This is a genomic window from Novosphingobium sp. 63-713 (assembly GCF_001898925.1).
Lineage (GTDB): Bacteria > Pseudomonadota > Alphaproteobacteria > Sphingomonadales > Sphingomonadaceae > Novosphingobium.
The window spans coordinates 181,148-206,624 of the sequence record NZ_MKVS01000005.1 but is presented as its reverse complement, the minus strand read 5'-3'; the positions used below and the strand labels follow the sequence as shown (position 1 = coordinate 206,624).

General features: G+C 64.5%; 19 protein-coding genes. 6 read left to right on the top strand and 13 right to left on the bottom strand.

Annotated elements, in window-relative coordinates; genetic code table 11:
- Positions 1–6 precede the first annotated feature (6 nt).
- Positions 7–945: a 2-dehydropantoate 2-reductase gene (locus BGP00_RS01980; RefSeq protein ID WP_292921781.1), complete on the top strand. Its 939-nt coding sequence runs from the start codon at positions 7–9 to the stop codon at positions 943–945.
- A 132-nt stretch (positions 946–1,077) separates the two neighbouring features.
- Here BGP00_RS01980 and BGP00_RS01975 read toward each other — a convergent pair whose 3' ends face one another.
- From BGP00_RS01975 to hppD, 5 genes are all read right to left on the bottom strand, one after another.
- The gene (locus BGP00_RS01975) at positions 1,078–2,412 is read right to left on the bottom strand and encodes a DUF3999 family protein (RefSeq protein ID WP_292921782.1); all 1,335 of its coding nucleotides are present in this window, start codon (positions 2,410–2,412) and stop codon (positions 1,078–1,080) included.
- The gene (locus BGP00_RS01970) at positions 2,409–5,231 is read right to left on the bottom strand and encodes a DUF2339 domain-containing protein (protein ID WP_292921783.1); all 2,823 of its coding nucleotides are present in this window, start codon (positions 5,229–5,231) and stop codon (positions 2,409–2,411) included. Before BGP00_RS01970 ends, BGP00_RS01975 begins: the two co-directional genes overlap by 4 nt.
- A 117-nt stretch (positions 5,232–5,348) precedes the next feature.
- Positions 5,349–6,680 carry a fumarylacetoacetase gene (gene fahA / locus BGP00_RS01965; RefSeq protein ID WP_292921784.1) on the bottom strand — a complete coding sequence of 444 codons (1,332 nt, stop codon included), beginning with the start codon at positions 6,678–6,680 and terminating at the stop codon, positions 5,349–5,351.
- On the bottom strand, positions 6,638–7,198 hold the full coding sequence (locus BGP00_RS01960; RefSeq protein ID WP_292921833.1) for a VOC family protein: 561 nt from the start codon (positions 7,196–7,198) through the stop codon (positions 6,638–6,640). Before BGP00_RS01960 ends, fahA begins: the two co-directional genes overlap by 43 nt.
- On the bottom strand, positions 7,198–8,301 hold the full coding sequence (gene hppD, locus BGP00_RS01955; protein ID WP_292921785.1) for a 4-hydroxyphenylpyruvate dioxygenase: 1,104 nt from the start codon (positions 8,299–8,301) through the stop codon (positions 7,198–7,200). The genes BGP00_RS01960 and hppD overlap by 1 nt, the downstream gene beginning before the upstream one ends.
- A 156-nt stretch (positions 8,302–8,457) precedes the next feature.
- Here hppD and BGP00_RS01950 point away from each other — a divergent pair, with 156 nt between their 5' ends.
- From BGP00_RS01950 to BGP00_RS01940, 3 genes are all read left to right on the top strand, one after another.
- A complete protein-coding gene (locus tag BGP00_RS01950) occupies positions 8,458–8,916 on the top strand; it encodes an Lrp/AsnC family transcriptional regulator (protein WP_168601672.1) in 459 nt (152 codons plus the stop codon).
- Between the two features lie 51 nt (positions 8,917–8,967).
- Positions 8,968–9,222, top strand: coding sequence for a hypothetical protein (locus BGP00_RS01945; protein WP_168601673.1), 255 nt, complete (start codon positions 8,968–8,970; stop codon positions 9,220–9,222).
- Positions 9,223–9,312: 90 nt separating this feature from the next.
- The gene (locus BGP00_RS01940; RefSeq protein WP_292921786.1) at positions 9,313–10,893 is read left to right on the top strand and encodes an MFS transporter; all 1,581 of its coding nucleotides are present in this window, start codon (positions 9,313–9,315) and stop codon (positions 10,891–10,893) included.
- A gap of 101 nt (positions 10,894–10,994) precedes the next feature.
- On the opposite strand, the gene BGP00_RS01935 is transcribed toward BGP00_RS01940, so the two are convergent.
- Genes BGP00_RS01935 through BGP00_RS01910 form a run of 6 tightly spaced genes read right to left on the bottom strand, consistent with a single transcriptional unit; the run spans position 10,995 to position 20,014 of the window.
- Positions 10,995–12,293 (bottom strand): sugar MFS transporter, encoded by a 1,299-nt coding sequence (locus BGP00_RS01935; RefSeq protein WP_292921787.1) that lies wholly within the window; start codon positions 12,291–12,293, stop codon positions 10,995–10,997.
- A gap of 12 nt (positions 12,294–12,305) precedes the next feature.
- Positions 12,306–13,547, bottom strand: a complete 1,242-nt coding sequence (locus tag BGP00_RS01930) for a glycoside hydrolase family 27 protein (protein WP_292921788.1) — start codon at positions 13,545–13,547, stop codon at positions 12,306–12,308.
- Entirely contained in the window at positions 13,544–14,380 is an 837-nt protein-coding gene (locus tag BGP00_RS01925) for a class I mannose-6-phosphate isomerase (protein ID WP_292921789.1), read from the bottom strand. The genes BGP00_RS01930 and BGP00_RS01925 overlap by 4 nt, the downstream gene beginning before the upstream one ends.
- A complete protein-coding gene (locus BGP00_RS01920) occupies positions 14,377–15,114 on the bottom strand; it encodes a GDSL-type esterase/lipase family protein (RefSeq protein WP_292921790.1) in 738 nt (245 codons plus the stop codon). Before BGP00_RS01920 ends, BGP00_RS01925 begins: the two co-directional genes overlap by 4 nt.
- Positions 15,111–16,577 carry a carboxylesterase family protein gene (locus BGP00_RS01915; protein WP_292921791.1) on the bottom strand — a complete coding sequence of 489 codons (1,467 nt, stop codon included), beginning with the start codon at positions 16,575–16,577 and terminating at the stop codon, positions 15,111–15,113. Before BGP00_RS01915 ends, BGP00_RS01920 begins: the two co-directional genes overlap by 4 nt.
- Entirely contained in the window at positions 16,574–20,014 is a 3,441-nt protein-coding gene (locus tag BGP00_RS01910) for a LamG-like jellyroll fold domain-containing protein (RefSeq protein ID WP_292921792.1), read from the bottom strand. Before BGP00_RS01910 ends, BGP00_RS01915 begins: the two co-directional genes overlap by 4 nt.
- Positions 20,015–20,206: 192 nt before the next feature.
- Between BGP00_RS01910 and BGP00_RS01905 the strand changes: the two genes are divergently transcribed.
- Both BGP00_RS01905 and BGP00_RS01900 read left to right on the top strand, forming a co-directional pair.
- Positions 20,207–21,478, top strand: coding sequence for a sugar porter family MFS transporter (locus tag BGP00_RS01905; RefSeq protein WP_292921793.1), 1,272 nt, complete (start codon positions 20,207–20,209; stop codon positions 21,476–21,478).
- A gap of 261 nt (positions 21,479–21,739) precedes the next feature.
- Complete coding sequence (locus BGP00_RS01900; RefSeq protein ID WP_292925693.1) at positions 21,740–22,915, top strand: ROK family transcriptional regulator; 1,176 nt, start codon at positions 21,740–21,742, stop codon at positions 22,913–22,915.
- Positions 22,916–22,919: 4 nt separating this feature from the next.
- Here BGP00_RS01900 and BGP00_RS01895 read toward each other — a convergent pair whose 3' ends face one another.
- Positions 22,920–23,813, bottom strand: coding sequence for an ROK family protein (locus BGP00_RS01895; RefSeq protein ID WP_292921795.1), 894 nt, complete (start codon positions 23,811–23,813; stop codon positions 22,920–22,922).
- Between the two features lie 27 nt (positions 23,814–23,840).
- On the bottom strand, positions 23,841–25,403 hold the full coding sequence (locus tag BGP00_RS01890) for a tryptophan halogenase family protein (RefSeq protein ID WP_292921796.1): 1,563 nt from the start codon (positions 25,401–25,403) through the stop codon (positions 23,841–23,843).
- Positions 25,404–25,477 lie beyond the last annotated feature (74 nt).

The window sequence follows — 25,477 nt, the reverse complement described above, 5'->3', positions numbered from 1 at the left end:
GCCGACATGACTTCATTTCCCGATACGGTGGCGATCATTGGCGCCGGCGCCATGGGATGCCTGTTTGCCGCGCGCATGGCCGAGGCGGGCGCGCAGGTGACCCTTGTCGATGTCGACAGGGCGCGCATCGACGCCATTGCGCGCGATGGCATTCGCCTGACCGATGATCGCGGGACGCGCGACATTCGCGTGGACGCCGCTTTGGCAGGCGCGATCCCGGAGGCGCCGCAACTCGTCCTGCTGTTTACCAAGAGCTATCACAGCGCCGCGGCTATTGCCTCGATCCGTCACTGGCAGGCGCAAGGGCCGTTGGTGATGAGTTTGCAGAACGGGATCGGCAATGCGGAAAAGCTGGCCGATATGTTCGGCGCGGACAGGGTGCTTCAGGGCACGGCGCATATTCCCGCCGACCTTTCGCCGCCCAACGGGGTGGCCACCCATGGCTTTGGCCATATCCATTTCGGGGGCTTTACCGCCAAGGCCCACCGCGCGGCCCCGGATGTGCGCGATTTGCTGGAGTGCGCCGGTTTCGATGCCGTGCTGAGTGACGATGTGGAACGGGTGGTGTGGGAAAAGGTGGCTTTCAACGCCGCGCTCAACGCCACCTCGATGATCTGTCGGGCCACCAATGGCCAGATCAATACCCCGGCGGGCCGCCGTATCGCCCAAGGCGTGGTGCAGGAAACTGTCGCGGTTGCGCAGGCGCGCGGCCTGAGCCTGGATGCACAGAGCATTATCGGCACGGTCCATGCCGCGTTGGTCGAGCATGGCCATCACAAGCCCTCCATGCTGCAGGACCGCGAACATGGCCGGATGACCGAGATCGAGGCCATCAACGGCGCCATCGTGCGTGAAGGGGAGAGGCTAGGCATTGCAACGCCTGTTTGCGCGACGCTGGCCGATCTGGTGCGGGTGATCGAGGGGGTGGAGCATACGAGTTGCTGAATGATCGGGCGGGCGCCGCCGGCCTCGACATGATTGAGGATGACATGACGGCCGCAGACTTTGTCGGCAAGGACATGGCGGGCTTTATGGCATGAATTCGTTCCGCAAGATCACGGTGCCGCGCGTGCTCCTCTATCTTTGGGCGCGCGCGACATCATTGGCCCGAAGCAGCCGATAGGCCGCAAAACCCAGCACCAGCACCCCGCCGATCAACGCGGACCACAGCGCGATGATGCGCGGGGCAAACCCTTTGCGGCCATCGCCGGGGGCCACATCGATTTCGACAATCCGCCCATCGTCTTTCACCCGCGCCTGCGGGAAGGGCTCCGGCCGCGTGGCCAGTTCGGCCCTGTCGAAAAAGGCGGGTGGGGCCTTTGCCTGCCCCACGGCCAGGCGATAGGGGGCCGCGCCATTCAAGGCGGCCAGCACTTCGACCGGAGCCAATTGCAGATCCAGCCTGGGCGCCTGCGAAAATCCGGCGCTGCGAGCATCCGCTTCGATCGTGAATTCGCGCGGCCCGCCATCGCCCCATTCCAGAGATGCGCCCTTTTCCCCCTGCTTCACACTGCCCAAAGCGAGCGGCGTCCATGGCTGGTCTGGCGATGCACGGCCCAGCAGGCGGATCGGCACCACGCCATCCCGGCCGGTCATCGTGACCGTCAGGGCCGACGGCACCGCCCCTTCGGGCAGGGTCAAAAGCACATGATGCGGATCTTTCATCACCGCGCCCCTGGTGGCCACGGTGATGCGATGCGGCGCGGGCGTGGGCGAGGTGACAAGGTTTGCTCCGGTCACCATCGTGGCCGACGCGCCGCTCCATCTCACCCGCAGATAGCGCCCGCCCAGCACAGCGCCGCCCAGATCGATCCTGTCGGGCCCCAGCAGGCGCTTGCCCTGATCGGGCCGAAACAGCACCTTCTGCGTCAGGCTCTGCCAATGGCTGAGGTCGCTGCCCACGTCGAGCGAGACCGTCACCGGGTTTTGCACGGGCACGTCGGCTTCGAGCGTGATCGACATTGCCGGTTGGTCCAATTGGCGTGTGTCGAGCAGAACAGCGTGTTCCGATGCGGCGGGGGAGTGTTCATCGGTCTTGATGCTGACGGCCTGCGCTGCGCGATCCACCCGAACGGAAACGGAGGGGCCATGATGCGCAGGCGAGGGCGAACCAAACGGGGGCGAACCAAACGGGATCGCCTTGACCCGGACCACCGAAAATTCGCCGGGGCTCATCGGCAGCAAGGCCAGAGACAGCGTCCTGCCCTGCGCGTCGAACAGGCGAATGTCGCCCTTGTCCGCCCGCCGGATTGCCACCAGCGCGGCCGGAGGCAGCGCGACACGCTGAATTGGCTCCGCACCGGTCTCCACCGGCAGGGTCAGCGCAAAATCTTGCGGACCCAGCGGTTTGCCCTCATCCGCCCGGTCGCAAGAGGCCAGCAGCAGGAGTGTCAGGGCGGCAAGGCGCCTCATGCGTCCAACCCCGCGCGATCATCCGCGCGCGGCGGCAGCGGCACGAAATAACCGATCAACAGCATCAGCAGGCCCACCCCGATAAAGGCGACGATGCGCGCCACGCCTTCGACCTTGGACATATCGACGATCACCAGTTTGACAACGACCACCCCCAACAGGACCGCGCCGGTCAGCCACGGCAAGCGCTGGCGCCGCCGATGGGCAAACAGCATCAGGCCCATCGCGACCAGCGTCCAGAGCAATGAACAGCCCGACTGGACAATCTGGCTCTCGATCAATTCCTCGCTGCTCCACCCCACGCCCAGATAATGGTGAGCGGTACGCAGCCATAGGGTATTGACGATGGCAAAGTCCAGAACGGCGCCTGCGCCCATCCCCGTTTCGCTGACTATCCATCCGGCGCCGTCGGGCCGGGGCTGGGCGCCGCACAGCATTTGGCGCCACAGGCCCAGCGTAGCCAGAGCCAGCAGGGCCGTCAGATCGACCGGATTGAGCAGCGGCACATAGGGCAGGGGATCGGTCACCCCTTCGGCCATCAGTGTGGTGGCCAGCGCCCCGCCATAGACCAGCACGGCCAGCACCCGCGCCCCATGCCACCAATAGGCCCGCGCGGCCGGATCGAGCGGCCAGCCAAGCCCGGTCATATCGGCGCGCGATGCCGCCTTGCCCGCCCAGCGCGTGAGCGCGAAAAGCATGGCGGTGGCGCTGATGAGAAACACCACGCCCGCCCATGATGTGTCCCACAGCGCGCCGCGATCAATCCCCAGCCACAGCCCGTCCGCCACCATGGCCGTGCCCAGCAGCACGCCGCCGCCATGCATGGCGAGCGTCCAGCGATCCACGGGCAGATGCCGCAGCAGCCACAGGTGCAGGCCAATCGCCAGCGCCCAGTAGAACAGGTCGGGCAGATAGAGGATGTTGCGCCCATCCATCAACGCGGCCAGAAGGCAGAGCGTCAACAGCGGCAGGGAAAGCCGCGCGGGCCAGCCTGCGACCGGCCAGTCTTTGCTACGGCCAAAGGCCTGCGCGAGGGCCATTGCGCCCAGGATCGCCAGCATGGCGGTGTAAAGCTGCATATAGGGCGACAGCGCCGCCGCAGACAGGGAGGGTGCAGCAGCAGGGGCAGGCAGATAACGATCTGTTTCACGCAGAATGGCAAGGCAGACCAGCGCAAAGCCGCCCAGAAACCATGCCTTGCGCAAACTGTATTCCCACGGCGCATAGGCCTGCGCCAGAGAGGACCCGCTGTGCGCCAGAGGCGCGCGCAGCAGCCATGCGGTGAACAGCACCGGCAGGGCCACAAGCATCGGCACCATAAACCCGTTGTTGGCCAGCGGGAGCGCGGCAATGTTGGGTTCGAGAGACACCGCCACCATCAGCGCGGCGGCGGTCTGCAACAGCAAACCGAAAGCGCGCGGCATCCAGCGTGCCTGTCGCGCGCCCACCCAGAAGGCCCCCGCGCCTTCGAGCGCCCATGTGGCGGCGGTCCATTTTGCCTCCAGCGCCAAAGGCACGGCCAGCGTGACAAAGCCCACGCCGATGGCCAGCAGACATTCGTTGAGCAGGCGCATCTCGGCACGGCGGCGGCGCAGCGTCAGCGCGGCCATGCCGAGATAGGACGCGCCAAAGCCCAGCGCGGAAAAGGCCTCGGCAAAGGGGCGGCCATGGACCAGACCCGCCTGAAGCCCGAAACCGGCCAGCGCCGTCCCGAACAGCAGGGTGGAATCGGCGTAATTGCCAAGCGGGCCCGGCGTGTTGTGCGCATAGAGCATGGCCGTCGCGAGATAGATCGCGATCGAGGCGATGAGAAAGATCTCGCAGAGCAGGAAATGCCGCGTTTCATAAGCGGAAAAGCCCCACAGGCCCGCCAAAAGAAAGGTCGCGACAAAGCCCAGCAGATTGAGCGGCCGCCAGCTCTTTTTCCATGCGATCACCAGGATCGCCACATTCAGGATGGTGAGATAGGTGAACAGGCCGAGCGGCGTCTCGCTCTTGCCGCCCAGCAGCACCGGCACCGCAAACCCGCCCAGAAACGAGGCCAGCGCCATGGTCAGCGAATCCTGCATCAGCGCCAGCCCGCAGCCCAGCGCGGCAAACAGGATCATGAAGGCAAAGGCGGCCGCAGGCGGCAGCACCCCATAGGCCTTGGCCGCAGCGAACACCACGAGGTAGAGCACGGCCACGCCCGCTCCCTGAAGAGAGAGGCCAAAGGAGGGCCGCTCGATCCGCTTGTTGAGGCCCACCAGCAGCAGGGCCGCCCCGATCAGGGCAATCAGTGTCAGGCGCATTTCGATCGGAAACAGCCCGGCATTCGCCGCGAAACGCGCCAGAAAAACCAGGCCGACAAACAGCACCGCCAGACCGGCCCGCACAATCGTGTTGCCGCCCAACAGCCACGCGCGCGCCTTGGCAATGGCCTCCTCGACAGGGTCGGTGCGGGCGGGATGGTAGGTTTCGACGTGCCTTGGGGCGGCCCATCTTGCAGGGTCCGGTTGGCGATGGGCGTCCGGGGCAGGCGTCGGGGCGTCTTTGTGAGGGGGCGCATCGGCAACCGGTGCTGGAACGGTCTCGACCTCTTCCTCGACGGGTGCAGGGCTTTCGAGGGGGTGTGCGGCCTGCTTCTGGGGGGCGACCGGCTGGGCCTCGGCCAAAGCGGCCTGCACGGCGGACTGGATTTCCTGCTGCACCAAAGAGCGCAGCCATAGCCCCATCAGGGCGCCAAGGACCCCGCCGATAAAGACGCCCGTTAGATTATATCCCCCGGAAAAGCCCCCCAAAAGCGCGCCGACAATGGCGGCCCAGCCAATAATTCCCATCCCCGCCTCATCATCTCGTCTGAAGCGTCAGCTTCGCAGATTTGATGAAAATGGAAAGGCTTGTGTAATCCTCCTTAAACGGACTGGTCACGCTGGTCCTGTATGGAGCGTGCAGGCCTAACGCGCCTGCTCCACGATGCCGCGGCAGGGGCCAAAGCCGATGGCGCGATAGCCTTCGCGCATCGCGCGGGCGTGGAGCGTCAGTTCGTCGCCATCCTCCAGGAAGCAGCGCTGTTCTCCGCTGGGCAGGAGGACAGGATGTTGGCCGCCTTGGGAAATTTCCATCAAGCTGCCCTCGCTCCCGGGGGCGGGGCCGGAGAGCGTGCCGGTGCCCAGCAGGTCGCCGGTATGCAGATCGCAGCCGTTCGAGGCGTGATGGGTGACGATCTGAGCGGGGGTCCAGTACATGGCCTCGTGGGCCGCGCCTTGGCTCAATTGCTGCGCCTCAATGCCGCTCTTGCGCATTGCCGCGCTGGCCAGCGTGGCCGAGAGGGTGATCGACAATGCGCCCTGCGCCTGATCCTGCGCATCCCACAGATGGGGCAGGGGCGCAGGATCGCCCTGGGGCCGCGCGGGTTGCGCTACTCGGAAGGGGGCCAGCGCCTGCGCGGTGATGACCCATGGCGAGATGGTGGTAAGGAAGCTCTTGGACAGGAACGGGCCGAGGGGTTGATATTCCCACGCCTGAATATCGCGTGCGGACCAGTCGTTGAGCAGGCAGACCCCGGCAATCCTATCCCATGCCTCGCCAATCGGGATGGTTTCACCAAGGGCATTATCCCCGGCGATCCAGATGCCCAGTTCGAGTTCGTAATCAAGACGGCGGCAGGGGGCATAGGTCGGATGATCGGCATCGGGCGGCTTGATCTGGCCCTTTGGGCGGATCACCGGGGCGCCCGATACGCGGATCGAACTGGCCCGCCCGTGATAGCCGATGGGGACGTATTTGTAATTGGGTAGCAGCGGATTGTCGGGACGAAACAGCTTGCCGATGTTGGTGGCATGGTGGATGCCGACATAGAAATCGCTGTAATCGCCAATGGCAAAGGGCAGATGTAATTCAACACTTTGCGCAGGGTAAAGCCAAGGGGTGATCGCATCTTGCCGCGCCGGATCGGTCAGCACGGCGAAAAGCGCGTGGCGCAGCGCGCGCCGAGTGGCTGCATCAAGGCGAAACAGGGCGTTGAGCGTTTGTTCGCTCAAAGCCGGGCACAGGGCATCGGGCAGCAGGCCAGCCTCCGCCAGCCCTGTCAGATCGACGACATAATCGCCGATCGCCGAGCCAATCCGCCGCGTTTCGCCCTCGCGCGAAAAGACTCCCAGCGGCAGGTTTTGGACAGGAAAATCCGGGTGCTCATCGGCGCCCTCAACCCAGCTTGAGGCGGCGGCATCATGAGTATGGTCGATCACGCGCGATCTCCATCCCCGGCGGGCTCGTGATGCAGCCATTGCGCATGGCGCGGTGCGCGCTTGGTCCTGCTCCATTCCTCCAGCATCACCGGGGCCAGTTCGCGCAATTCGCGATATTGCTCGTCCGTGCCGATGTTGCAGGCCAGTTCAAGTCGATGGCCATTGGGGTCGAAGAAATAGATCGAGCGGAAAATCCCGTGATAAGTCGGCCCCAGCACGTCGATCCCCTGCGCCTCGATATGCGCTTTGGCGGAGAGCAGGGCGGCCTCGTCGGCGACTTCAAAGGCCAGATGCTGAACCCATGCGGGCGTGTTGGGGTCGCGGCCCATCTCGGGCTGGCCCGGCAATTCGAAAAAGGCCAGCACATTGCCCCCGCCCGAATCAAGAAACACATGCATATAGGGATCGAAGGCCCCGGTAGAGGGCACATGATCCTCGGCAAAGGCCGTGGTATAGGTCATGCCCAGCACGCGGCCATACCATTCCACCGTCTCCTTCGCGTCGCGGCAGCGATAGGCGACATGGTGGATACGTTGCAGTTGCGGTGCCTGTGTCATCATGCCTTCTCCGTCACGTTCAGCGCGCCGCGGCGCAACTGGTCGCGCTCGATGCTTTGGAACAGCGCGGTGAAATTGCCCTCGCCAAAGCCTTCGTCCTTCTTGCGCTGGATGAATTCGAAAAAGACCGGGCCGATCACCGTTTCGGAAAAGATCTGGAGCAGCAGGCGCGGGTCGCCCTCTTCGGTGCTGCCATCAAGCAGGATCCCGCGCCTTTGCAGTTCCGCCACCGGTTCGCCATGGCCGGGCAGGCGTTCGGCCAGCATCTCGTAATAGGTCGCGGGCGGGGCGGTCATGAAGGGCGTGCCGCTGGCCTTAAGCGCGTCCCAGCCCGCGATCAGGTCGTCGCAGCGGAAAGCGACATGCTGTATGCCCTCGCCATTATAGGCGCGCAGGAATTCGTCGATCTGGCCGCCGCCGGCTTTGCCTTCCTCGTTTAACGGGATGCGGATCTTGCCATCGGGCGCGGTCATCGCGCGGCTGGTCAGGCCCGTATATTCGCCCTTAATGTCGAAATAGCGGATCTCGCGAAAGCCGAAGACGCGTTCGTAGAAATGCGCCCAATGGGCCATCCGCCCGCCATAGACATTGTGGGTCAGGTGATCGATTGTGTGGAAACCGGCGCCGACCGGGTGGCGATCGACACCGGGCAGATAGGTGAAATCAATGTCATAGATCGACAGTTCATCGCCATAGCGGTCGATCAGATAGATGATCGAGCCGCCGATGCCCCGGATCGCGGGCAAGTGTAATTCCATCGGCCCGGTTTTCAGTTCCACCGGTTCGGCCCCGCGCTCGATGGCTGTGGCATAGGCATGGGCCGCATTGCGCACCCGCCAACCCATGCCGCACACCGAAGGCCCATGCTCGGCGGCGAAATAGGCGGCGGGGCTGTGCGCCTCGTAATTGGCGATCAGGTTGATCCCGCCCTGACGCCATAATTGCACATCCTTGCTGCGATGGTTGGCGATATGGGCAAAGCCCATGGCGGCAAAGACCGGTTCGAGCAGGCCCTTCTCCGGCGCGGAAAATTCGATGAATTCGAAGCCGTCCAGGCCCAGAGGGTTGGGGAACAGGTCGGTGGTCGGGGCGCTGTCGGCCATGGCTTTCTCTCCGCGATCAAAGGGCCGCGTTTTGCCGCAGCCGTTGGAGAAGGTTCTATCGCAAAACCCATGCGTGGTCCGCGCGAAGTTGGGGGGTAAACGGCTCCATTGCGCGCCACTCTTGCGCTCATTTATCCTTTCATGCAAAAATGGCGCATGGATCAACTCGACCGCAAAATCCTGACCCAGCTTCAGGCCGACGCCTCGCTGTCCCACGCCGACATTGGCGAGATCGTCCACCTGTCCGCTTCACAGGTCTCGCGCCGGATTGCCCGGCTGCAACAGGATGGCATTATCCGCAAACAGGTCGCCCTGCTGGATGAGGAAAATCTGGGCCTGCATGTCGAGGCCTTTGTCGCCGTGACGATGACCTCCTATGCCCCTGAAACCATCGCCCGTTTTCACGAGCGGATGCAGGCCATCGAAGGCGTGCTGGACTGCTGCGCCACCACGGGGGATTCGGACTATCTGCTGCGCATTCTGGCGCGCGATCTGCGCGGCCTGTCCGAACTCATCAATCGTGGGCTGCTGGGCCATGGCGATGTGGCCAGCGTCCGTTCCAGCGTTGTGCTGGACCGCATCAAGCGCACCACCGAACTGCCGCTGGGGGATTGAGGGCGGCACGGCATCTTCACCATGGCGTGCCGACAGGCTAAGGCCATGGTGATGACCGAACTTCCTCTGACGCCGCTCGAACGCGCCGCCCGCGCCATGTATGACAATGTTCAGCCCGATTGGGACTGGAGCGATCCTGATGCCGAGCCGATGCGCAAGCTGTATCGGGATAATGTCCGCGTCGCCTTCATGGCGGTGATGGAGCCCAGCGCGGCCATGATCGGCAAAGGCAACGCCAGACTGGAAGGCGGCGATTGCCTGGCGGTCTGGCAAACCATGGTCGCGGCCATGCTGCAGGGGCATTGACCGCGCTATCCCCGCAATCCCGCGCTCTCGCGGCTTTCCCTTGTCCGACAATAGGATTATCACGCCCCGGCAAGGGAAGGGTGAGGGCAGATGGGATCGATGAAAAGCACGCTGTCGGACCGGCACGTATGGGCCTTTGTCGCAGGCTGCATCGCGGTGACATTGGGTGTTTGCGCGCATTTGCCGATGTTCGCGATGGCGCGTGCCATGAATTATCAACTGGTCGGCATGCCCATGGACAACATGATGCTCTTTGGCATGGTGCTGATCGTTCTGGGCACGATGCTGGCCGCCTATGGCCTGTTGCCGCGCAATGTGACCGCGCAGAGGGAGAATGCCGCCCGGATCGAGGTGGCCGCGCCCGAGGATGCGCATCTTGGCCCCGCGCATTGGGGCCTGATGGCGGTGCTGACGCTTGCCCTTGTCATTGATGTCATGAAACCGGCTTCGCTGGGCTTCACAGTGCCGGGCATGATCAGCGAATATGGCGTGCCCAAGAAGACCGTCTCGCTGGTGCCGTTTTTCGCGTTGGCCGGGACGGTAACGGGATCGGTGCTGTGGGGCTGGATTGCCGATGTCTATGGGCGCAAGGCCTCGATCCTGCTCTCGGCGGTGATGTTTGTGGGCACCTCGATCTGCGGTGCGATGCCCAGTCTGGAATGGAACATTGCCATGTGTTTCATGATGGGCGCGGCGGCGGGGGGAATGCTGCCGGTGACCTATGCGCTGCTGGCCGAGATGATGCCGAACCGGCATCGCGGCTGGAGCCTGGTGCTGGTCGGCGGATTGGGCGCGGTGGGCGGCTATTTCGCGGCCAGCGGCATGTCTGCCCTGCTGCAACCGATCTTTGGCTGGCGCATCCTGTGGCTCGCAAATTTGCCCACCGGGCTGACGCTGGTGCTGCTGGGCGTGTTCATCCCTGAATCCGCGAAATTTCTGCTGGCGCGGGGCCGGGTGGAGGAGGCCGAGGCGGTCATGCGCCGGTTCGGAGCCAAGGCGCGGCGTACACAGGGCCCTGCCGATGGCGCGGCGCGTGAATCCCATGCGCTTGTCGGCTTTCAGCTCTACGGCAAACTGGCCGCGCTCAGCATCTGCGCGCTGTCATGGGGCCTGATCAACTTTGGCCTGCTGCTCTGGCTGCCGGCCGATCTTGTGGCCAAGGGCTATTCCGTGGGCGTATCAAGCCGCCTGCTGGCGGAAAGCGCGCTGATCGCCTTTCCCACCGTGTTCGTGGCCGCCCTGCTCTACAGCCGATGGAGCACCAAATGGGCGTTGACCTCGATGATTGTGCTGACCTTGCTGGGCCTGCTTCTGGTCTTGCGGCTGGAACTGGCGGGCGGCGGCAGTCCGGTTCTGCCGGTCGCCTTGCTGATCGTGGGAACGAATGGCATCATCGCCATCGTGCTGCCCTATACGGCCGAGAGTTTCCCGTTGAAGGTGCGGGGGCGGGCCACGGGCTGGGTGGCGGCCTGGACGAAGGGCGGCGGATTGCTGGCGCAGGGCTTGACGATCAGCGGGATCGCACTGTCGATGGGGGCATCATCGCTGCTGGTGATGGTGCCGACCGCGCTTTCGCTCTTTCTGGTGGCATGGTTCGGCAAGGAAACGCGCGGGCGCGATCTGCGCGATCTGGATGAGGATGGAGGGCGGGCAAGCCCCGTTCCGCTCTAGATTTTGTTTTACCCCGTTTTCCAAGCCATCAGATGATTCCATCTGCTTCGAAAACGCTGCGGGATCGTGGTCGTCGCCGCCCGCGATCCCGGTTTCGGCACTCAGGTCCGGTGCGGCCTGTGGGTATCATAGCCGAAATAGGCGATGACCGCATAGCAAATGGCGGGCAGGGCCAGCGCCAGTGACAGGCTGCCGGTCAGATCCGCCAGTGCGCCGGTCAGGATCGGCACGACGGCCCCGCCGAAAATGGCGATGTTGATGATGCCCGATCCGTCGGCCGCTCTGCGCCCCAGCCCTTTGCAGGCGAGGCTGAAGATGGTGGGAAACATGATTGAGTTCATCAGCCCGATCAGCAGCAGGCTGGCGGCGGCCAGATGGCCCGAGGCGTTGGCCGCGATCAGGATCAGCGCAATCGCGCCCATCGCATTGCAGGCCAGCACCTTGCCCGGAGAGACCGCCCGCAGCACCGCCGAGCCGACAAACCGCCCAACCAGCGTCCCGCCCCAATACCAGGGAATGTAAAGGCCCGCCGCCGCTTCATTAAGGCCCAGCACCTTGGGCTGTTTGAGATAATTGACGATCAGCGAGCCGATCGACACCTCCGCCCCGACATAGAGAAAGATGCAGAGCGCCCCCAGACCGAACCTCTTGTCGCGAAGCAGCGCAAAGCTGGCCCCCAGCGAGGAGCTTTCATGATGCTCCTCTTTGAAACGATGCCGGTTGACCCAGACCACCCCCGCCACCACCAGCAGCGCCAGAGCCAGCGCGGTGTAGGTATGCACCACGGTCTGGGTTTCGACCATGCGATAGGCCGCCAGCGCCGGTCCGGTCAGGGCGTCGCTCTTCCCTTCCCCCAGATTGCCAAGGATCAGTCCGGCGCCCACGGCGGGAAAGATCACCGTGCCCATCGAGTTGAAGCCTTGCGCAAAAGACAGGCGGCTATGCGCCGTCCGCGCCGGGCCCAGCAGCGAGATCAGCGGATTGGTCACGACCTGCACCACCACGACCCCGCTGGCCAGCACAAAGAGCGCGAGGAGAAACAGGGCGTATGTGGCGCTTTGCGAGGCGGGGATGAAAAGCAGGCAACCCGCCATCATCGCCAGCAGCCCCACCACCGCCCCGCGCATATAGCCGATCCGCTTGACCAGCGCCGCGCCGGGCAGGCCCATCACGGCATAGGCGGTGAAGAAGCAGAACTGCACCAGCATCGCCTGCGTATAGCTGAGCGTGAAGAGGTCTTTCAGCTTGGGGATGATGACATCGTTGAGGCTGGTGATGCCGCCAAAGATGAAGAACAGCGCCAAGACGAAAACCCGCAGTTCAGGGGCGTCAAGATGGGTGCCTTCCGCGTCCGGTGATGTCAGATCGCGCTCGGCGGACAGATTGGGGGCCAGTGCCATGGGGATCCCGCGTTATGGCTTGGGTTCAAGGATAAAGACCTGCGCATCGCGCGGCGCCACATGCAGGGGCAGAGGGCCCTGCGTGTCGCCGATGCGCCTGCCGGTCCAGGCGTCGATCAGGTTGAAATGATGCTCCCCGATCTTGGCAAAGGTCTGGGTCAGATCATCGCCCAGCGGTTCCTTGGTCCAGTCCAGCACATGGTTCTGCACAGAGGAGGAACGGTTGAGCGCGGCAATGGCCCAGCGACGGCCCGAGAGCGGCCGCGCCCAGATTTCCAGTTCGGAGCCACGCTGCCATGCGAAACCCTGAACGCCCAGCGCATCCTGATCGATGGCGACAAGGCGCGGGTTGGTCAGGACACGCGTGATTTCAGGCTTCAGGCCCGCAATATCGGCTCCCACGATTAGCGGCGCGGCCAGCATTGCCCACATCGCGAAATGCGAGCGGTTTTCGTTGAGATCAGTCAGATTGCCGACCTCGATCATATCCGGGTCATTCCAATGCCCCGGCCCGGCATAGCGGCGCAGGCCCTCCTGCTTGTCGAGGATCTCCATCACGCCCAGACTGTTCCAACTGCCATGGCCCAGTTTGCAGGACCAGCAATTGGCGATGTCGCCCGTGGTGCGCCACAGGTTGCCGATGCCCGCGGCCCATTCCCAAGGCTTGCTGTCGCCCCATTCGCAGATGGAAAAGACGATAGGGCGGCCCGCCTGATCCAGCGCGGCGCGCATCGTGGCATAGGCCTCGCGCGGGTTGCGCTGGGCCGCGCCGGTGCCGGTGTTGCACCAGTCATATTTCAGATAATCCACGCCCCAGCGGGCATATTGCGTCGCGTCCTGAAATTCATGGCCCTGACTGCCCGCGCGGCCGCCGCAGGTTTTGGCCCCCGCGTCGGAATAGATGCCCAGTTTCAGCCCGCGTGCATGGACATAATCGGCGAGCGCCTTGATCCCCGAAGGAAAACGAACCGGATCGGCCTGAATGAAGCCATCCTTGTCGCGCTCGCCTTGCCAGCAATCGTCGATGTTGACGTAGGTGTAGCCCGCATCGCGCATGCCGTTGGCCACCATCGCATCGGCCACGCCCCGGATCAGGCCTTCATCAATGCGGCAGCCATAGCGGTTCCAACTGTTCCACCCCATCGGCGGGGTTTGGGCCAGAGGGGCGGCACCCTGCGCAAAGGCGGGCGTGGAGGCGCAAACGAGCAACGCCATCAGCGCGGCGAGCAATTGGCGGAAGGAAAGGGATCTCACAAGACATCTCCCGAAAGAATAGGTTGCGCGATGAGGAACCGTGTGTGGGGGCTGATGCTCAGGGCGCTCAGGTCGGAAACAAGGGCGCAGTCGCCGGGAGCGGCGATGGCATCATCGGCATGAAGGGGGGCATTGAGGGGAATGACCAGCTTTGGCCTCTGGCCGTAGTCGGCCAGTATGGCGGGCGGCACCGGACCTTCGCACAGATCGAGCCGGAACAGCGGCCCATCGACCAGCCGCGCAGGCCCGCCTTCCGGCAGCATTTTATGCATCCGCGCCTTGTCATAGGTTTCGGGCAGGGCGACGGCCATCCCCTCGTCCAGATGCAGCGGCCTTGGGCGGCCATAGTCATAGAGGCGATAGGTGATGTCGCTGTTCTGCTGGATTTCCAGCACGGTGACGCCCGCGCCGATGGCATGGATGGTGCCCGCCGGAATATAGAAGAAATCGCCGGGCCGCACCGGATGCCAGGCCATCATCGCCTCGATCGAGCCATCAAGCGCGGCCCCGCGCAGGGTCTGGGAGTCGGTCGCTTCCCGCAGGCCGATGCCCAGTTTCGCAGCAGGCTGGGCCTCAATGACCAGCCAGCATTCCTCCTTGCCTTGCGCGCCCAGCCCTTTGGCGAGGGTTTGCGCATCGCTGGGATGGACCTGAACCGAGAGGTTTTCGCTGGTGAAAATGTATTTCACCAGCAATTCGCGCAGCGACGGCGGCGGATCGAACCAGATCTCGCCGGTCTTTCCCTGCGCGGGCGAGGGAAAGGGCGCGGGCAGATCGGCCCGGCCCCATGGCTTTTCCACCGCGATGCGCGGCAGAATGTGAACCAGGCTCATGCAAGATCCAGCCTGGCAAGGATGGGAAGCAGCACGCCGTTCATCGCCGCATAACCGGCAGGCGTGGGGTGAACACCATCGACGGCCAGCCCTTCGCGCATCGCGCCATCGGGCCCGGCAAGGACCGGGTGATAATCGACCCACACATGGCCATGGGCCCGTGCATAATCGCGCAGCCAGATATTATGGGCGGCAATCGGACCTTTGGTTTCAAGGCCGGGGCGCCACGGGAAATTACCCGCGGGCGGAATCGAGGCCAACAGCACGCGGATATGATGCGCCCGCGCCAGCGTGGCCATCGCGTCCAGATTGTCGCGGGTCATCTGGGCGGTCATCGGGCTGGTGTTGCCCGCAATGTCATTGGTGCCCGCCATGATATGCACCGCGCGCGGGCGCAGCGCGATCACATCCTGCATCATGCGCAGCAGCATTTGCGGCGTGGTCTGGCCGCCTATGCCGCGATTGACGCGCCCGGCGGGGAAAAACTCCGGGTTCTTGTCGCGCCAGCCCTGCGTGATGCTGTCGCCCATAAAGACGATGCGTGTGGGCGGCCCTTCGGCCAGCAGGCGGCGGTTGTCCTCGCCATAGCGGGCCAGCCAGGCGAAATCGGTATGGGCGCGGGCGGCTTCGGGGCTTTCGGCGGGGCCGGATTGCGCCCATGCCGGGGCGGCAAGGCCAAGGGGGGTGAGCGCGCCCAAACCTTTGAGTATGGCGCGGCGGTGGGTGGGGCTCATGGCTGGATCATCCATTGGCAGGGGGAGGCCTCTTGCGCCTGCGTTTGGGCGCCGGAGGCCGAGAACAGGAGATGCTCTTTGTTCGCGCCGAACGCAGGCCATGGCGGGCGGGCGTCGTCATTGGGATCGCCGCGTCCGGCAAAACTCAGCCAGTAATCGGCCAGCGAGAGCGAGCCGAAACGCGCGTCACCCAAGACATAGGGAATGTCCGATCCGTGGAAGGACAGGCCCCCATTGGCGGCCAGATCGAACTCATAGCGCCAGACCTTGCTCCCCGCGCGGGAAAGGAGATCAGCCCATTGTCCGGCGGGACAGCGAAACAGGATGTCGGTGGCGATGCGCAGGTCGCGATTGCCCCGACGCGGATCGGCGGGGGGATCGCCTTGGTCGAGGTGATAATAGGCGCGGGCCTTATCGGCATTGGGGCCAAAGGCTGCGTCAACGCCTGCATCGCGATGAGCGCGCCCGCCCGGCAGGCCGAATTCGGCGCGGTTCGATCCGATGATCACCGGCCGGGGCGGAGCATGGGCCAGCAGCACAGCAGGCGTGTCAGGCAGCACCGCGCCGTCAATGGTCGTGCGCAGCCATAGGAAATCATCGCTCTCCAGTGCCGGATCATGCAGCGTCCTGTCCGCCTCCAGCAGCGCATGGGCCGATGCGGCGCGCAGGGGTTCCACGCTGCCGTCCGTGCCCAGCATCGCGTCGAGTTGGTCGCCCAGCCGCAGGGCCTCGGGCAGAGGCCGCCATGAAAGGCCGAAGGATGGCGTGCCGCTTTGCATAATGGCGCGGGCGAACAGCCCCTTTGCCCCCGGCGCGGCCAGCAGCAGGCCGACATCCTGCGCCCCTGCGGATTCGCCAAAGATCGTCACATTGGCCGGATCGCCGCCAAAGCGGGCAATATTGGCCTGCACCCAGCGCAGCGCGGCTATCTGGTCCATCAGACCATAATTGCCCGCATGGCCGCCCTGTTCGGAGGCCAGCGTGCGATGGGGCAGATTGCCAAAAATCCCCAGGCGGTACTGGATCGCCACCAGCACAACCCCGCGCCGGGCCAGAGGCGAAAGCACCGTATCGCCCGCAGAGCCAGCTCGGTTGCTTCCGCCGTGGATCCACACCATGACCGGGCGCTTGCCCGTCAGGGCGGGGGTGGCGACATCCAGCGTCAGGCAGTCCTCGGAGGCGCGGACATAATCGGCGTGGTTCCAGCCATAGTCATTTTGCAGGCAGGAGGGGCCGGATTTCGCCCCATTGCGCCATCCTTTCCACGGTTCGACCGGGCCGGGCGGTCGCCAGCGCAGCGCGCCCAGCGGCGGCGCGGCATAGGGAATGGCGCGGAAGATCCGCGTGCCATGGGCATCGGTAGTGCCCTGAACCGCGCCGCCGGTAATCGCCACCGGCGGCGGGGAGGCCTGCGCGGCCCCCGCGCCGAGCAGCGCCATCAAAAGGAAGCCGGGCCATTTCATGGCAGGCGCGCCTCGGCCTCAACCACATTCCATCCGCGCAGCGCGACATGCGGTGCAGGCCCCTTGCGAGCGGGATAGCGGATGGTGATGGTCTGGCTCTGCCCGCCAGTCAGCGAGACATAATTGTCGCTGTAATAGGCGGGCAGGATGCGTTCGCCCTTGGCATCGAGCAGGGTCAGCTTGGCGGCAAGGGCAGGCGTGGCGGCAGGATTGGTGATAGTGACGCGCAATTCCTGCTCGCCGCCGATGGTGGCGGGCGGGGCCAGTTTGGCGCGCAGGGCTACCCTAGGCATGGTGTCCAGCGCGCGATAGCTGCCCTCATCCCGCCCGCGCCAGTAAAAATTGGACGAGACGAGGCGGCCCGAAGCATCGCTCAGGTTCTGCGTCACCAGCACCATCGGATAATCGGCCAGCGCCTTGTCCAGTGGCAGCGGGGCCAGCATCGTATCGGCATTGGCCGAGGCATCGAGACGGTCGGTGCGGGCGAAAAGCTCCTTGCCGTCCAGCCCCAGAATACGGCTGGTGGCGACAAGGCCGGGGGCGGGCTCGCGCGTGGTGTTGATCACCACAACCTCATTGCCGGGCAGGTTCAATTGCACATGGACCGGTTCGGAGGCCTTGGCGATGCCGTAATAGGCGGCATGGGTGTCGTAATCCGAACTGTAGATCTGCCATGCATTCGAGGTCCATGCCGGATGGGTCATCCACAGCAGGCGGCCCGAATTCTTGGTCCAGAGATGGCCGAGGAAGCCCTCGAACATGGCCTTATGGCCTTCAAGGTTCATCATCTGGGCCTTGCGCTCGAAATCGGCAAAGCTGGTGGCGGGGCCGAAACGGGTGTTCAGGCTGGCCATGAAGGTCTTGGTGTCGCCATTGCCGGAAAAATGCCAGTCGTGATAGGCCAGCGTGTCGCTGAGCGGCCATTGGTCCGCCTTGGGCACATAGGCCGCAATCGCCTCGCGCGTGGCCAGAGAAGGCGTGCCGGTTTCGACCGAAAATCCGGTGGCCAGATCGGTGAAATAGGCTTCGGGCTGGCGGTAATTATAGGGGCCGGAGCCTTGCAGGTTTACCGTGTTCGAGCTGCCCGTGAACCAGCGCGTGCCGTCGAGGCGGAAGAGCAGATCGTCCAGCCCTTCATTCAGCATCGGATAGGGCACGCCCTCGTTCCGCCCGAACCACACCACGATCGACGGATGGTTGCGATAGCGCTTCACGGTATCCTCGGCATTGGCGAGGAACAGGGCGGGGTCCTGCGGTTCGACCTGAAAATTCTGGGTCGATTGCCAGAAGTCGTTGAGCACCATCATGCCATATTCGTCGGCCAGATCGTAGAACTCATCCTCGGTGTTATTGCCCATCCAGTTGCGGATGATGTTGAGATGGGCATCCTTGTGCAGGCGGAAATAGGGCTCCAGTCGGGCGCGGTCATGGCGTTTCAGGGCATCGTCCATGCCCCAGCTTCCGCCCCGCGCGGCGATCTTCACGCCATTGACGCGGATGGTCAGATGCGGCTCGGGCAGCGTATCCTCCGCTCCCAGATCGCGCACCGCCGGGGATGCCTCCCCCGCCGCCGTCAGCGATTCAACCCAGCCCTTGGGGCTTTGCTTGATCGCCTCGTGGCGCACATCGATCAGCTTGATGCCCGCCTGCCGCCCATCGGTGGGCTGCACATTGACACGGCGCAGATGGCCCGCCCTGTCCATCAGCGAGAGGTCATAGGACACTTCGCGAATGCCGAAGCGGGTGGTGCTGGTGTCGGCGCTCTGCCCGTCGACGACGGCCTCGATGCGCAGCGTGTGGAGCGCCGGATCGCCATAGCCGTTGGGCCACCACAGGCGCGGGTTCTTGACATGCAACGCGGCAAATTCGGACGGCGCAAAGCGTGCCTCGCTCTCGCCGGGCGGGGCGGTGATTTCGCGGCTGATGCGCACATCGTCGAAACTGGCGGTGATGGTGACGCGGCGGGGTTGCGCGCCGTCATTGATGACCGGCACGGCGATGGAGATGTCGGCCGCATCCGTGCGCGGCAGAGGCAGGTCGGTGATGACCTGCGGATCGCCCAGACGCACCGCGCCGGTGGCCTGAATTTCCACATCCTGCCACAGGCCGGTGTCGCGGTCGCGGATGCCGGGAATCCAGTCCCAGCCCTCGGTGGCGATGAAGGTTGGCCCGTCGATGGCCAATTGTCCGCCGTTTTCGCCCACGCCCGCGCTGATGGATTGTTCATGCGGCGTGCCGGGATGCGGGGGCGGCGATACGCGGATGGCCACGACATTTTCGCCCGCCACCGCGTTGAAGGCAAAGCGGCCCCGCGTGAAGGCGCCCTTGGTGCTGCCCGCTCGGGCGCCGTTGATATAGGTCTCGCTTGCGTAATTCACGCCATTGAGAACCAGCGCGAGACGCTTGCCTGCTGCCGAGGCGGGCAGGGTGAAAGCGGCGCGATACCAGTAATCCTGCCGGGCAAGGCTTTCGGGGATTTTCAGATTGTTGAGGCCGAAATAGGGATCGGGATAGACACCGCGATCAATCAGCGTGGTCAGCACCGTGCCCGGAACGGTCGCCGCGCGCCAGATGCCTGCGGGCTTGCCGGGCAGCGAGAGGGCCGCGCCATCCTGCGCCACATCGGGCGCGGCGGCCAGTTGCCAGCCATGGAGGCGCCAGCGGTCGGCGGCAATCATCTCCATCGCGGGGCGGGGCGTCACGGGCTTGGCAACAGGCGCTGTGGTTTCGCCCTTGCCCACGGGCAGGGTCCAGGGGTCTTGCGGGCGCCAATAGCCGGTGTTGGCGGTTTTCTGGAATTCCCAGCCCACGCCGACCTGCCACATATGGACAAGCTCGAAGGCGGGGCGGGCGCCAGCCCTGGCGGCAATGGTTTTGGCGTTGGCCGCTTCGGGCGCGATCTGCGCAGCAACGAGCGAGCCGTTGAAATGGGCCTGCCCATCCTGCGCCGGGGCGATATGGATCTGTCCGGCAACCGGCTGCACCGGCAACGGTCCTGATGCCACCATCTGCCCATCGACATAGATCTGGGCGCCATCGGCCCTCAACGCGGCGGCGATATGGACCCATTGGGTTTTGACGAGCGGTTTGGGGGCAATCAGCCGATGCGACGCATCGCCCGATTGCAGCGCGGGCCGCCCGTCGATCAGCATCAGGCTTCGGTTTGGCCCTGACACATCGCCCAGTGTGATCAGACCGACCGAACCTTGCGCTATTTCTGCGGGATTGATCCAGGTCGATATCGTCATGCCCGATCGGCCGGACAGCAGATCCGAGGGCGGCAGTCCCCGGTCAATCCCGATGCCGCCTTGCAGGAATGTCGCATTATAGGGGCCAAGCGCTTCTGCCGATGCGGCCACCGGCGCGTCGGCCAAGGCGGGCTGGACAAGCGCGGGCAGGCAGGAAACAATCGCGCAAAGAGCAACGCTGCCGGCCATATTTCGGCCGAATTTAGGCAAAACCATATAACTCTCCCATGTCCCCGCGCCGGGCGCGGCGATCCGGACGCCATCTGTTCCGATGGGCATCATGCTTGCAAGCCTACCGAATTTATTTATTAATGCAAATTGAAATAATAAAAGGATGCCTGCCATATGCCCCCTTCTTCCCTCCCCCGATCCGGGCCTTCGATGGCCGCGCGTTGTGCGGTGCTGGCCAGCATGGCTGGGCTGCTGTTCGGCATTGATACAGCTGTCATTTCGGGCGTCACCCAGGCATTGCAGAAAGTCTTTGCCCTTAGCCCGCAGGATCTGGGGCTGGCGGTTTCCGCGGCCCTGTGGGGGACTTTGGCGGGCGCGGCCCTTGCGGGGCGGGCGGGTGACGTCTTGGGCAGCCGCCGTCTGCTGCTGTGGGTCGGATGGCTCTATGTCGTTTCGGCTCTGGGGACGGCGCTGGCCAACGGGCTGGTGAGTTTTTGCCTGTTCCGGCTGCTGGGCGGTCTGGCCATCGGCGCTTCCTCGGTCGTGGCGCCGGTCTATATTTCGGAAATCAGCGCCCCTGCCGAGCGCGGACGGCGGGTTGGCATGTTTCAATGCGCGATCGTTTCGGGGATTTTGCTGGCCTATCTCTCCAACGCGCTGGTGGCGCGGGGCGGTTTCGGGGCGATGGAATGGCGAGTGAAACTGGGGCTGGCCTGCGTGCCGGCGCTGGGCTTTGCGCTGTTGGCGCCATGGTTGCCCGACAGTCCGCGCTGGCTGCAGGCGCGTGGGCGCGATGCGCGGGCGGCGGCGGATCGGCTGGGGCTGATGCTGGAAACGGTCGCCCCGACGGTGAAGGACGAGCGCCTGTCATGGCGCCTGCATCGCAAGCCGATCCTGCTGGCCTTGGCGATCGGCGCGTTCAATCAGCTCTCGGGGATCAATGCGATCCTCTATTATCTCAATGACATATTTGCCGCCGCCGGTTTTTCGGGTTTTTCCGCCGACACCCAGGCCGTGGCCGTTGGGCTGGCCAATCTGCTGGCGACGCTGGCGGGCATGGCGATGATTGATCGGTTGGGGCGGCGTCCGCTGCTGCTGGCGGGGGCGCTGGGCACTTTTGCCGCGCTGGTCGGGGTGACGATGATCTTTGCCCTTGGTCAGGGCCGGGCATGGCTGTTGCCGCTGCTGGTGATGTTCATCGGCTTTTTCGCCGTGTCGCAGGGGGCGGTGATCTGGGTCTATCTTTCCGAACTTTTCCCCACCGCCGTTCGCGCGCGTGGTCAGGCGCTGGGCAGCAGCACGCATTGGGTGCTCAACGGCGCGATCAGTTTTGCCTTTCCGGTGCTGGCCGCGCATGGTCCGGCGCTGCCCTTTGCGGGTTTTGCGCTGGCCATGGCGGTGCAGGTCTTTGTGGTCTGGCGCTGGTTTCCCGAAACGCGGGGCGCCTCGCTCGACGATCTGGCAAGGCGCCTTGCCGGATAGGCCGCATGGTCCTTCGCGCAGGCAAACGTCGTGTCGGCCTCTATCCCAGCCTTACCCCGGCAAGGTCTGACTTAAGGCGGAACATGAAGGATCTCCTATAAAGAAAAATGTTTGAATTAATATTTTGTGGCTGGCCTTTGCCTGTGGCAAAGCGAAGAAGGTGAATGTGGGGCGCATGGGCGAAGTGATCGCGCTGCCTTGAAAGGATTTTTGGATGATGGCTCGGCACGTTCTCGTCTTTATAAAGGGATGGCCCGCCTGATGACGCATAGTCCGATCCGCCTTTCGGGCACCAATCTGGAACGCGCCGCCGACCATAATCAGCGCGTGACGCTGCATGCCATCCGCGTGAACGGGCCGATCACGCGGGTGGATCTGGCGCGGATCACCGGGCTGACGGCGCCCTCCATCGCCAATATTACCAAGCGTCTGGCCGCCGAAGGGCTGATCGAGGAGGCCGGGCAGATCCGCGGCGGGCGCGGCCAACCGGCCACCAAACTGGTGGTCAACAAGGCGGCCTGCTATTCGCTGGGTGTCAATATCGACCGCGATCATATCACCATCGTACTGGTCGATTTCGCTGGCGAGGTGATGGCGCAGGCCACGCGCGACATCGCCTTCCCCAAACCCGAGGACGTGCGCGATCACTACCGCGTGTCGGCCGCCGAACTGGTGGCGAAGGCCGGGGTCGATCCGGGCTTGCTGGTCGGTGTAGGGGTGGCCATGCCCGATGATTTCGGGCTGATCGACCTGCCCGGACGGCCCGAGGATTTCGCGCTCTGGGAAAGCACCAATATTGCCGCACTGCTGTCCGATCCCTTTGGCCTGCCGGTGTTTGTCGAGAATGATGCCGCCGCCGCCGCCATGGGCGAACAACAATTGGGCCACGGCCTGAAAGCGGCCAGCTTTTTCTATTTGCTGATATCGTCCGGCCTTGGCGGAGGGCTGGTGATTGACGGCAATTATATCCGGGGCGCGCAGGGCCGCAGCGGCGAAATCGGCTTCCTTTTGGCGCGGGGCACGGGTGAGCAGATCCAGAATCTCGTCTCGCTGTCGGGCGTCTATCGGCTGATGGCCGGGGAAGGGCTGACGCCCGCCGATCTGCGCGGCGACGGGGCTGCTTTGGAGCAGGTGCGCCGCCGCTGGATCGATCTGGCCAGCGATCAGTTGGTCGAGCCGCTGGTGGCGGTCAGTTGCCTGATCAACCCGGCGGCGGTGATTATCGGCGGGCGCCTGCCGGGGGGATGGATCGAGGATCTGGTCCATGCGCTCAACACAAGGCTGGAAAGCCATCGCCAGCATGTCCCCGTGCTGGCCCCGGTGATGAAGGCCCGACTGGCCGAGGAGGCGCCTTCGGTCGGCGCCGCCGTTCTGCCCTTCAGCCATTTCCTGCTGCCCAAGGCGACGGCCTTGTGGAAGGGGCCTGCCGAGGGCTGAACCATCAGCGCGCCTGTTCCTCCAACGCATTCAGCCCCAGCGCGATGGTGCCCAACGGCCCCGCCTGATCGCCAAGGCCGGGGGGCAAAATGAAGGTTTCCTCCGGCAGGGGAATGTAGCCTGCAACACTGTCGCGCACGTGGCGCTCGATCATGGCGCGCAGATGGGGCTGGCCATTGGCGACGCCGCCGCCGATCAGAATGCGGCGCGGGCCTGTGGCCATCAGCATGGTGTGGCACATCTGCGCCAGCGCATGGGCCACGCTGTCCCATAAGGGATGATCTGCGGGAATATCATGCACATGATCCTGCCCCAGCCGCGCCTTGATGGCAGGCCCGGCGGCCAGCCCTTCGACGCAATCGCCATGATAGGGGCAATGGCCCGGCCATGTGTCACCGGCCAGACGGGGGACGCGGATATGGCCCATCTCGCAATGGCCCAGCCCGCGCGTGGCATGGCCATTCACGATCAGCCCGACCCCTACCCCGGTGCCCACCGTGACATAGGCGAAATCCTGCAGGCCCTGCGCCGCGCCCCAGCGCTGTTCGGCCAGCGCGGCGGCATTCACATCCGTGTCGAAATGGCAGGGTACTGCGTAAGGCGCGCAAAGCGTATGAAGCACATCGGTGTCGCGCCAGCCCGGCTTGGCCGTGGCGGTGATATGGCCGAAATCAGGCGTGCCCGGCGTCAGGCCCACCGGGCCAAAGGAGCCGATCCCCAGCGCGTCAAACGGCGCCTTTGCGGCCCAATCGGCCAGAATGGCCGAGAGCGCGGGTAAGGTGATGTCGGGCTGCGTGGTGGGCACGGTGGTCTGTTCCAGCACATGCCCCTCGCCATCGCCGAGGGTGGCGACGCATTTCGTGCCGCCCAGTTCAATGCCGGCAATGCGAAGTGTCATAGATAGTCTCCAGGGGAATAAGGGTGGTCAGCCTACGCCGACGGGCGCGGCGGCGCGGCTCGCCTCTGGGGCAAGCCGGGCCAGAAAATCGCGGGCGGGGCGGGCATGGGCGGCAGCCGCCCTGATCGCCTCGCGCATATGGTCGAGCGCTTCGACCACCTGCGCATCGGTGAAATAATCGGCCATGGGATCATGCGCGGCGGGCATGATGCCGAAACCGGCATACATGCTCAGCCAGCTCGGATCGAAAAAGGCTTCCCATTCATAGCGAACCAGCTTGCCCCGCGCGCGCCAGAGCGACAATTTATGGGCCAGCTTTTCGGGCAGAGGCGCGGCGCGCATCTGGTCCCACAGCGGTTCGCCATGGCGGCGGTTGGCGTGATAATGCAGGATGAGAAAATCGCGGATGCGCTCATATTCCAGCGTGGTGGCCCGGTTGAATTCATCCGCCAGCGCCGGATCGCAGGCGCGGTCTGGGAAGAGATCGACCAGTTTTTCCAGCGCGGTCTGAATGAGCGTGATCGAGGTGGATTCGAGCGGTTCGAGAAAGCCTGCGGCCAGCCCGACGCCAATGCAATTGCCCCGCCAGAATTCCCGCCTGTGTCCCGCGCCAAAGCGGATCAGGTTGGGTTCGGCCAAAGCTTCGCCTTCGAGATGGGCGCGCAAGGTGGCCGCCGCTTCATCGTCGCTGATATGCGCCGAGGCATAGACATATCCATTGCCCACGCGGTGTTGCAGGGGAATACGCCATTGCCAGCCTGCCTTGCGCGCGGTGCTGGTCGTATAGGGCCGGTCAAAGCCGCCCGAGGCCGCGCAGGGCATGGCCACGGCCCGGTCGCAGGGGAGCAGGTCGGTCCAGTCCACCCATGAGCTGCCCATCACCTCACCCAGCAGGAGCGCGCGAAATCCGGTGCAGTCGATGAACAGATCGCCCGCGATGGAGAGCCCGCCGCGCGTTTCGAGCGATGTGATATGGCCCGTTTCGCCATCCGTGACGGTGCGTGTGATCACATCGTCGATCAGCCGCACCCCGCGCCGCTGCCCCAGATCGCGCAGCATGGCGGCAAAGCGCGAGGCGTCGAAATGGACGGCCCAGTCGAACACGGCCAGATCATTGACCGGATTGTCCACCGGCAGCATGAAGGCGCCGTTGCGGGCCATTTCGGTGCAAAGGCTGTAATCGCCCAGATCGCGGCCCAGCCCGGCTTGGGCGAGTTTCAGCCAATATTGATGAAAAGGCACCCCGCGCGAGGAAAGGCCGTAAAGGCCGAAAGGGTGAAAGAAGCGCGTGCCTTCGCCTGCCCATCCGGCAAAGTCTATGCCCAGTTTGGGCGTGCCGCCCGTGGCGCGCAGCACATCGAAGTCATGCAGGCCGATCATTCTGAAGAAATCGCGGATAGCGGGAACGGTTGCCTCGCCAACGCCGATTGTGCCGATTTCGTGCGATTCAACGAGGGTGATGCCAATCCCTCGCCCTTCGAACCGCGCGGCCAGATAAGTGGCCGCCATCCAGCCCGCCGTGCCGCCGCCCGCCACCACCACCGAGCGGATCGCGCCGGGAGAGGCGTTTTGCTGATCGAAGTCTGGCATTGCGATGCTCCTGAAAAAAACAGGCCTCAAAAAATCGGGCGGCGTTGCAGGCCGTTACGGCGCTGCAAGGCCGC

Coding starts and splice junctions, on each gene's coding strand:
- BGP00_RS01975 (WP_292921782.1), bottom strand. CDS start 2,412: ATGAGGCGCCTTGCCGCCCTGACACTCCTGCTGCTGGCCTCTTGCGAC.
- BGP00_RS01915 (WP_292921791.1), bottom strand. CDS start 16,577: ATGAAATGGCCCGGCTTCCTTTTGATGGCGCTGCTCGGCGCGGGGGCC.
- BGP00_RS01935 (WP_292921787.1), bottom strand. CDS start 12,293: ATGGCACTGGCCCCCAATCTGTCCGCCGAGCGCGATCTGACATCACCG.
- BGP00_RS01945 (WP_168601673.1), top strand. CDS start 8,968: ATGACCGAACTTCCTCTGACGCCGCTCGAACGCGCCGCCCGCGCCATG.
- BGP00_RS01970 (WP_292921783.1), bottom strand. CDS start 5,231: ATGGGAATTATTGGCTGGGCCGCCATTGTCGGCGCGCTTTTGGGGGGC.
- BGP00_RS01920 (WP_292921790.1), bottom strand. CDS start 15,114: ATGAGCCCCACCCACCGCCGCGCCATACTCAAAGGTTTGGGCGCGCTC.
- BGP00_RS01940 (WP_292921786.1), top strand. CDS start 9,313: ATGGGATCGATGAAAAGCACGCTGTCGGACCGGCACGTATGGGCCTTT.
- BGP00_RS01900 (WP_292925693.1), top strand. CDS start 21,740: ATGACGCATAGTCCGATCCGCCTTTCGGGCACCAATCTGGAACGCGCC.
- BGP00_RS01890 (WP_292921796.1), bottom strand. CDS start 25,403: ATGCCAGACTTCGATCAGCAAAACGCCTCTCCCGGCGCGATCCGCTCG.
- hppD (WP_292921785.1), bottom strand. CDS start 8,301: ATGGCCGACAGCGCCCCGACCACCGACCTGTTCCCCAACCCTCTGGGC.
- BGP00_RS01910 (WP_292921792.1), bottom strand. CDS start 20,014: ATGGCCGGCAGCGTTGCTCTTTGCGCGATTGTTTCCTGCCTGCCCGCG.
- BGP00_RS01895 (WP_292921795.1), bottom strand. CDS start 23,813: ATGACACTTCGCATTGCCGGCATTGAACTGGGCGGCACGAAATGCGTC.
- fahA (WP_292921784.1), bottom strand. CDS start 6,680: ATGGCTGCATCACGAGCCCGCCGGGGATGGAGATCGCGCGTGATCGAC.
- BGP00_RS01980 (WP_292921781.1), top strand. CDS start 7: ATGACTTCATTTCCCGATACGGTGGCGATCATTGGCGCCGGCGCCATG.
- BGP00_RS01950 (WP_168601672.1), top strand. CDS start 8,458: ATGGATCAACTCGACCGCAAAATCCTGACCCAGCTTCAGGCCGACGCC.
- BGP00_RS01960 (WP_292921833.1), bottom strand. CDS start 7,198: ATGACACAGGCACCGCAACTGCAACGTATCCACCATGTCGCCTATCGC.
- BGP00_RS01905 (WP_292921793.1), top strand. CDS start 20,207: ATGGCCGCGCGTTGTGCGGTGCTGGCCAGCATGGCTGGGCTGCTGTTC.
- BGP00_RS01925 (WP_292921789.1), bottom strand. CDS start 14,380: ATGAGCCTGGTTCACATTCTGCCGCGCATCGCGGTGGAAAAGCCATGG.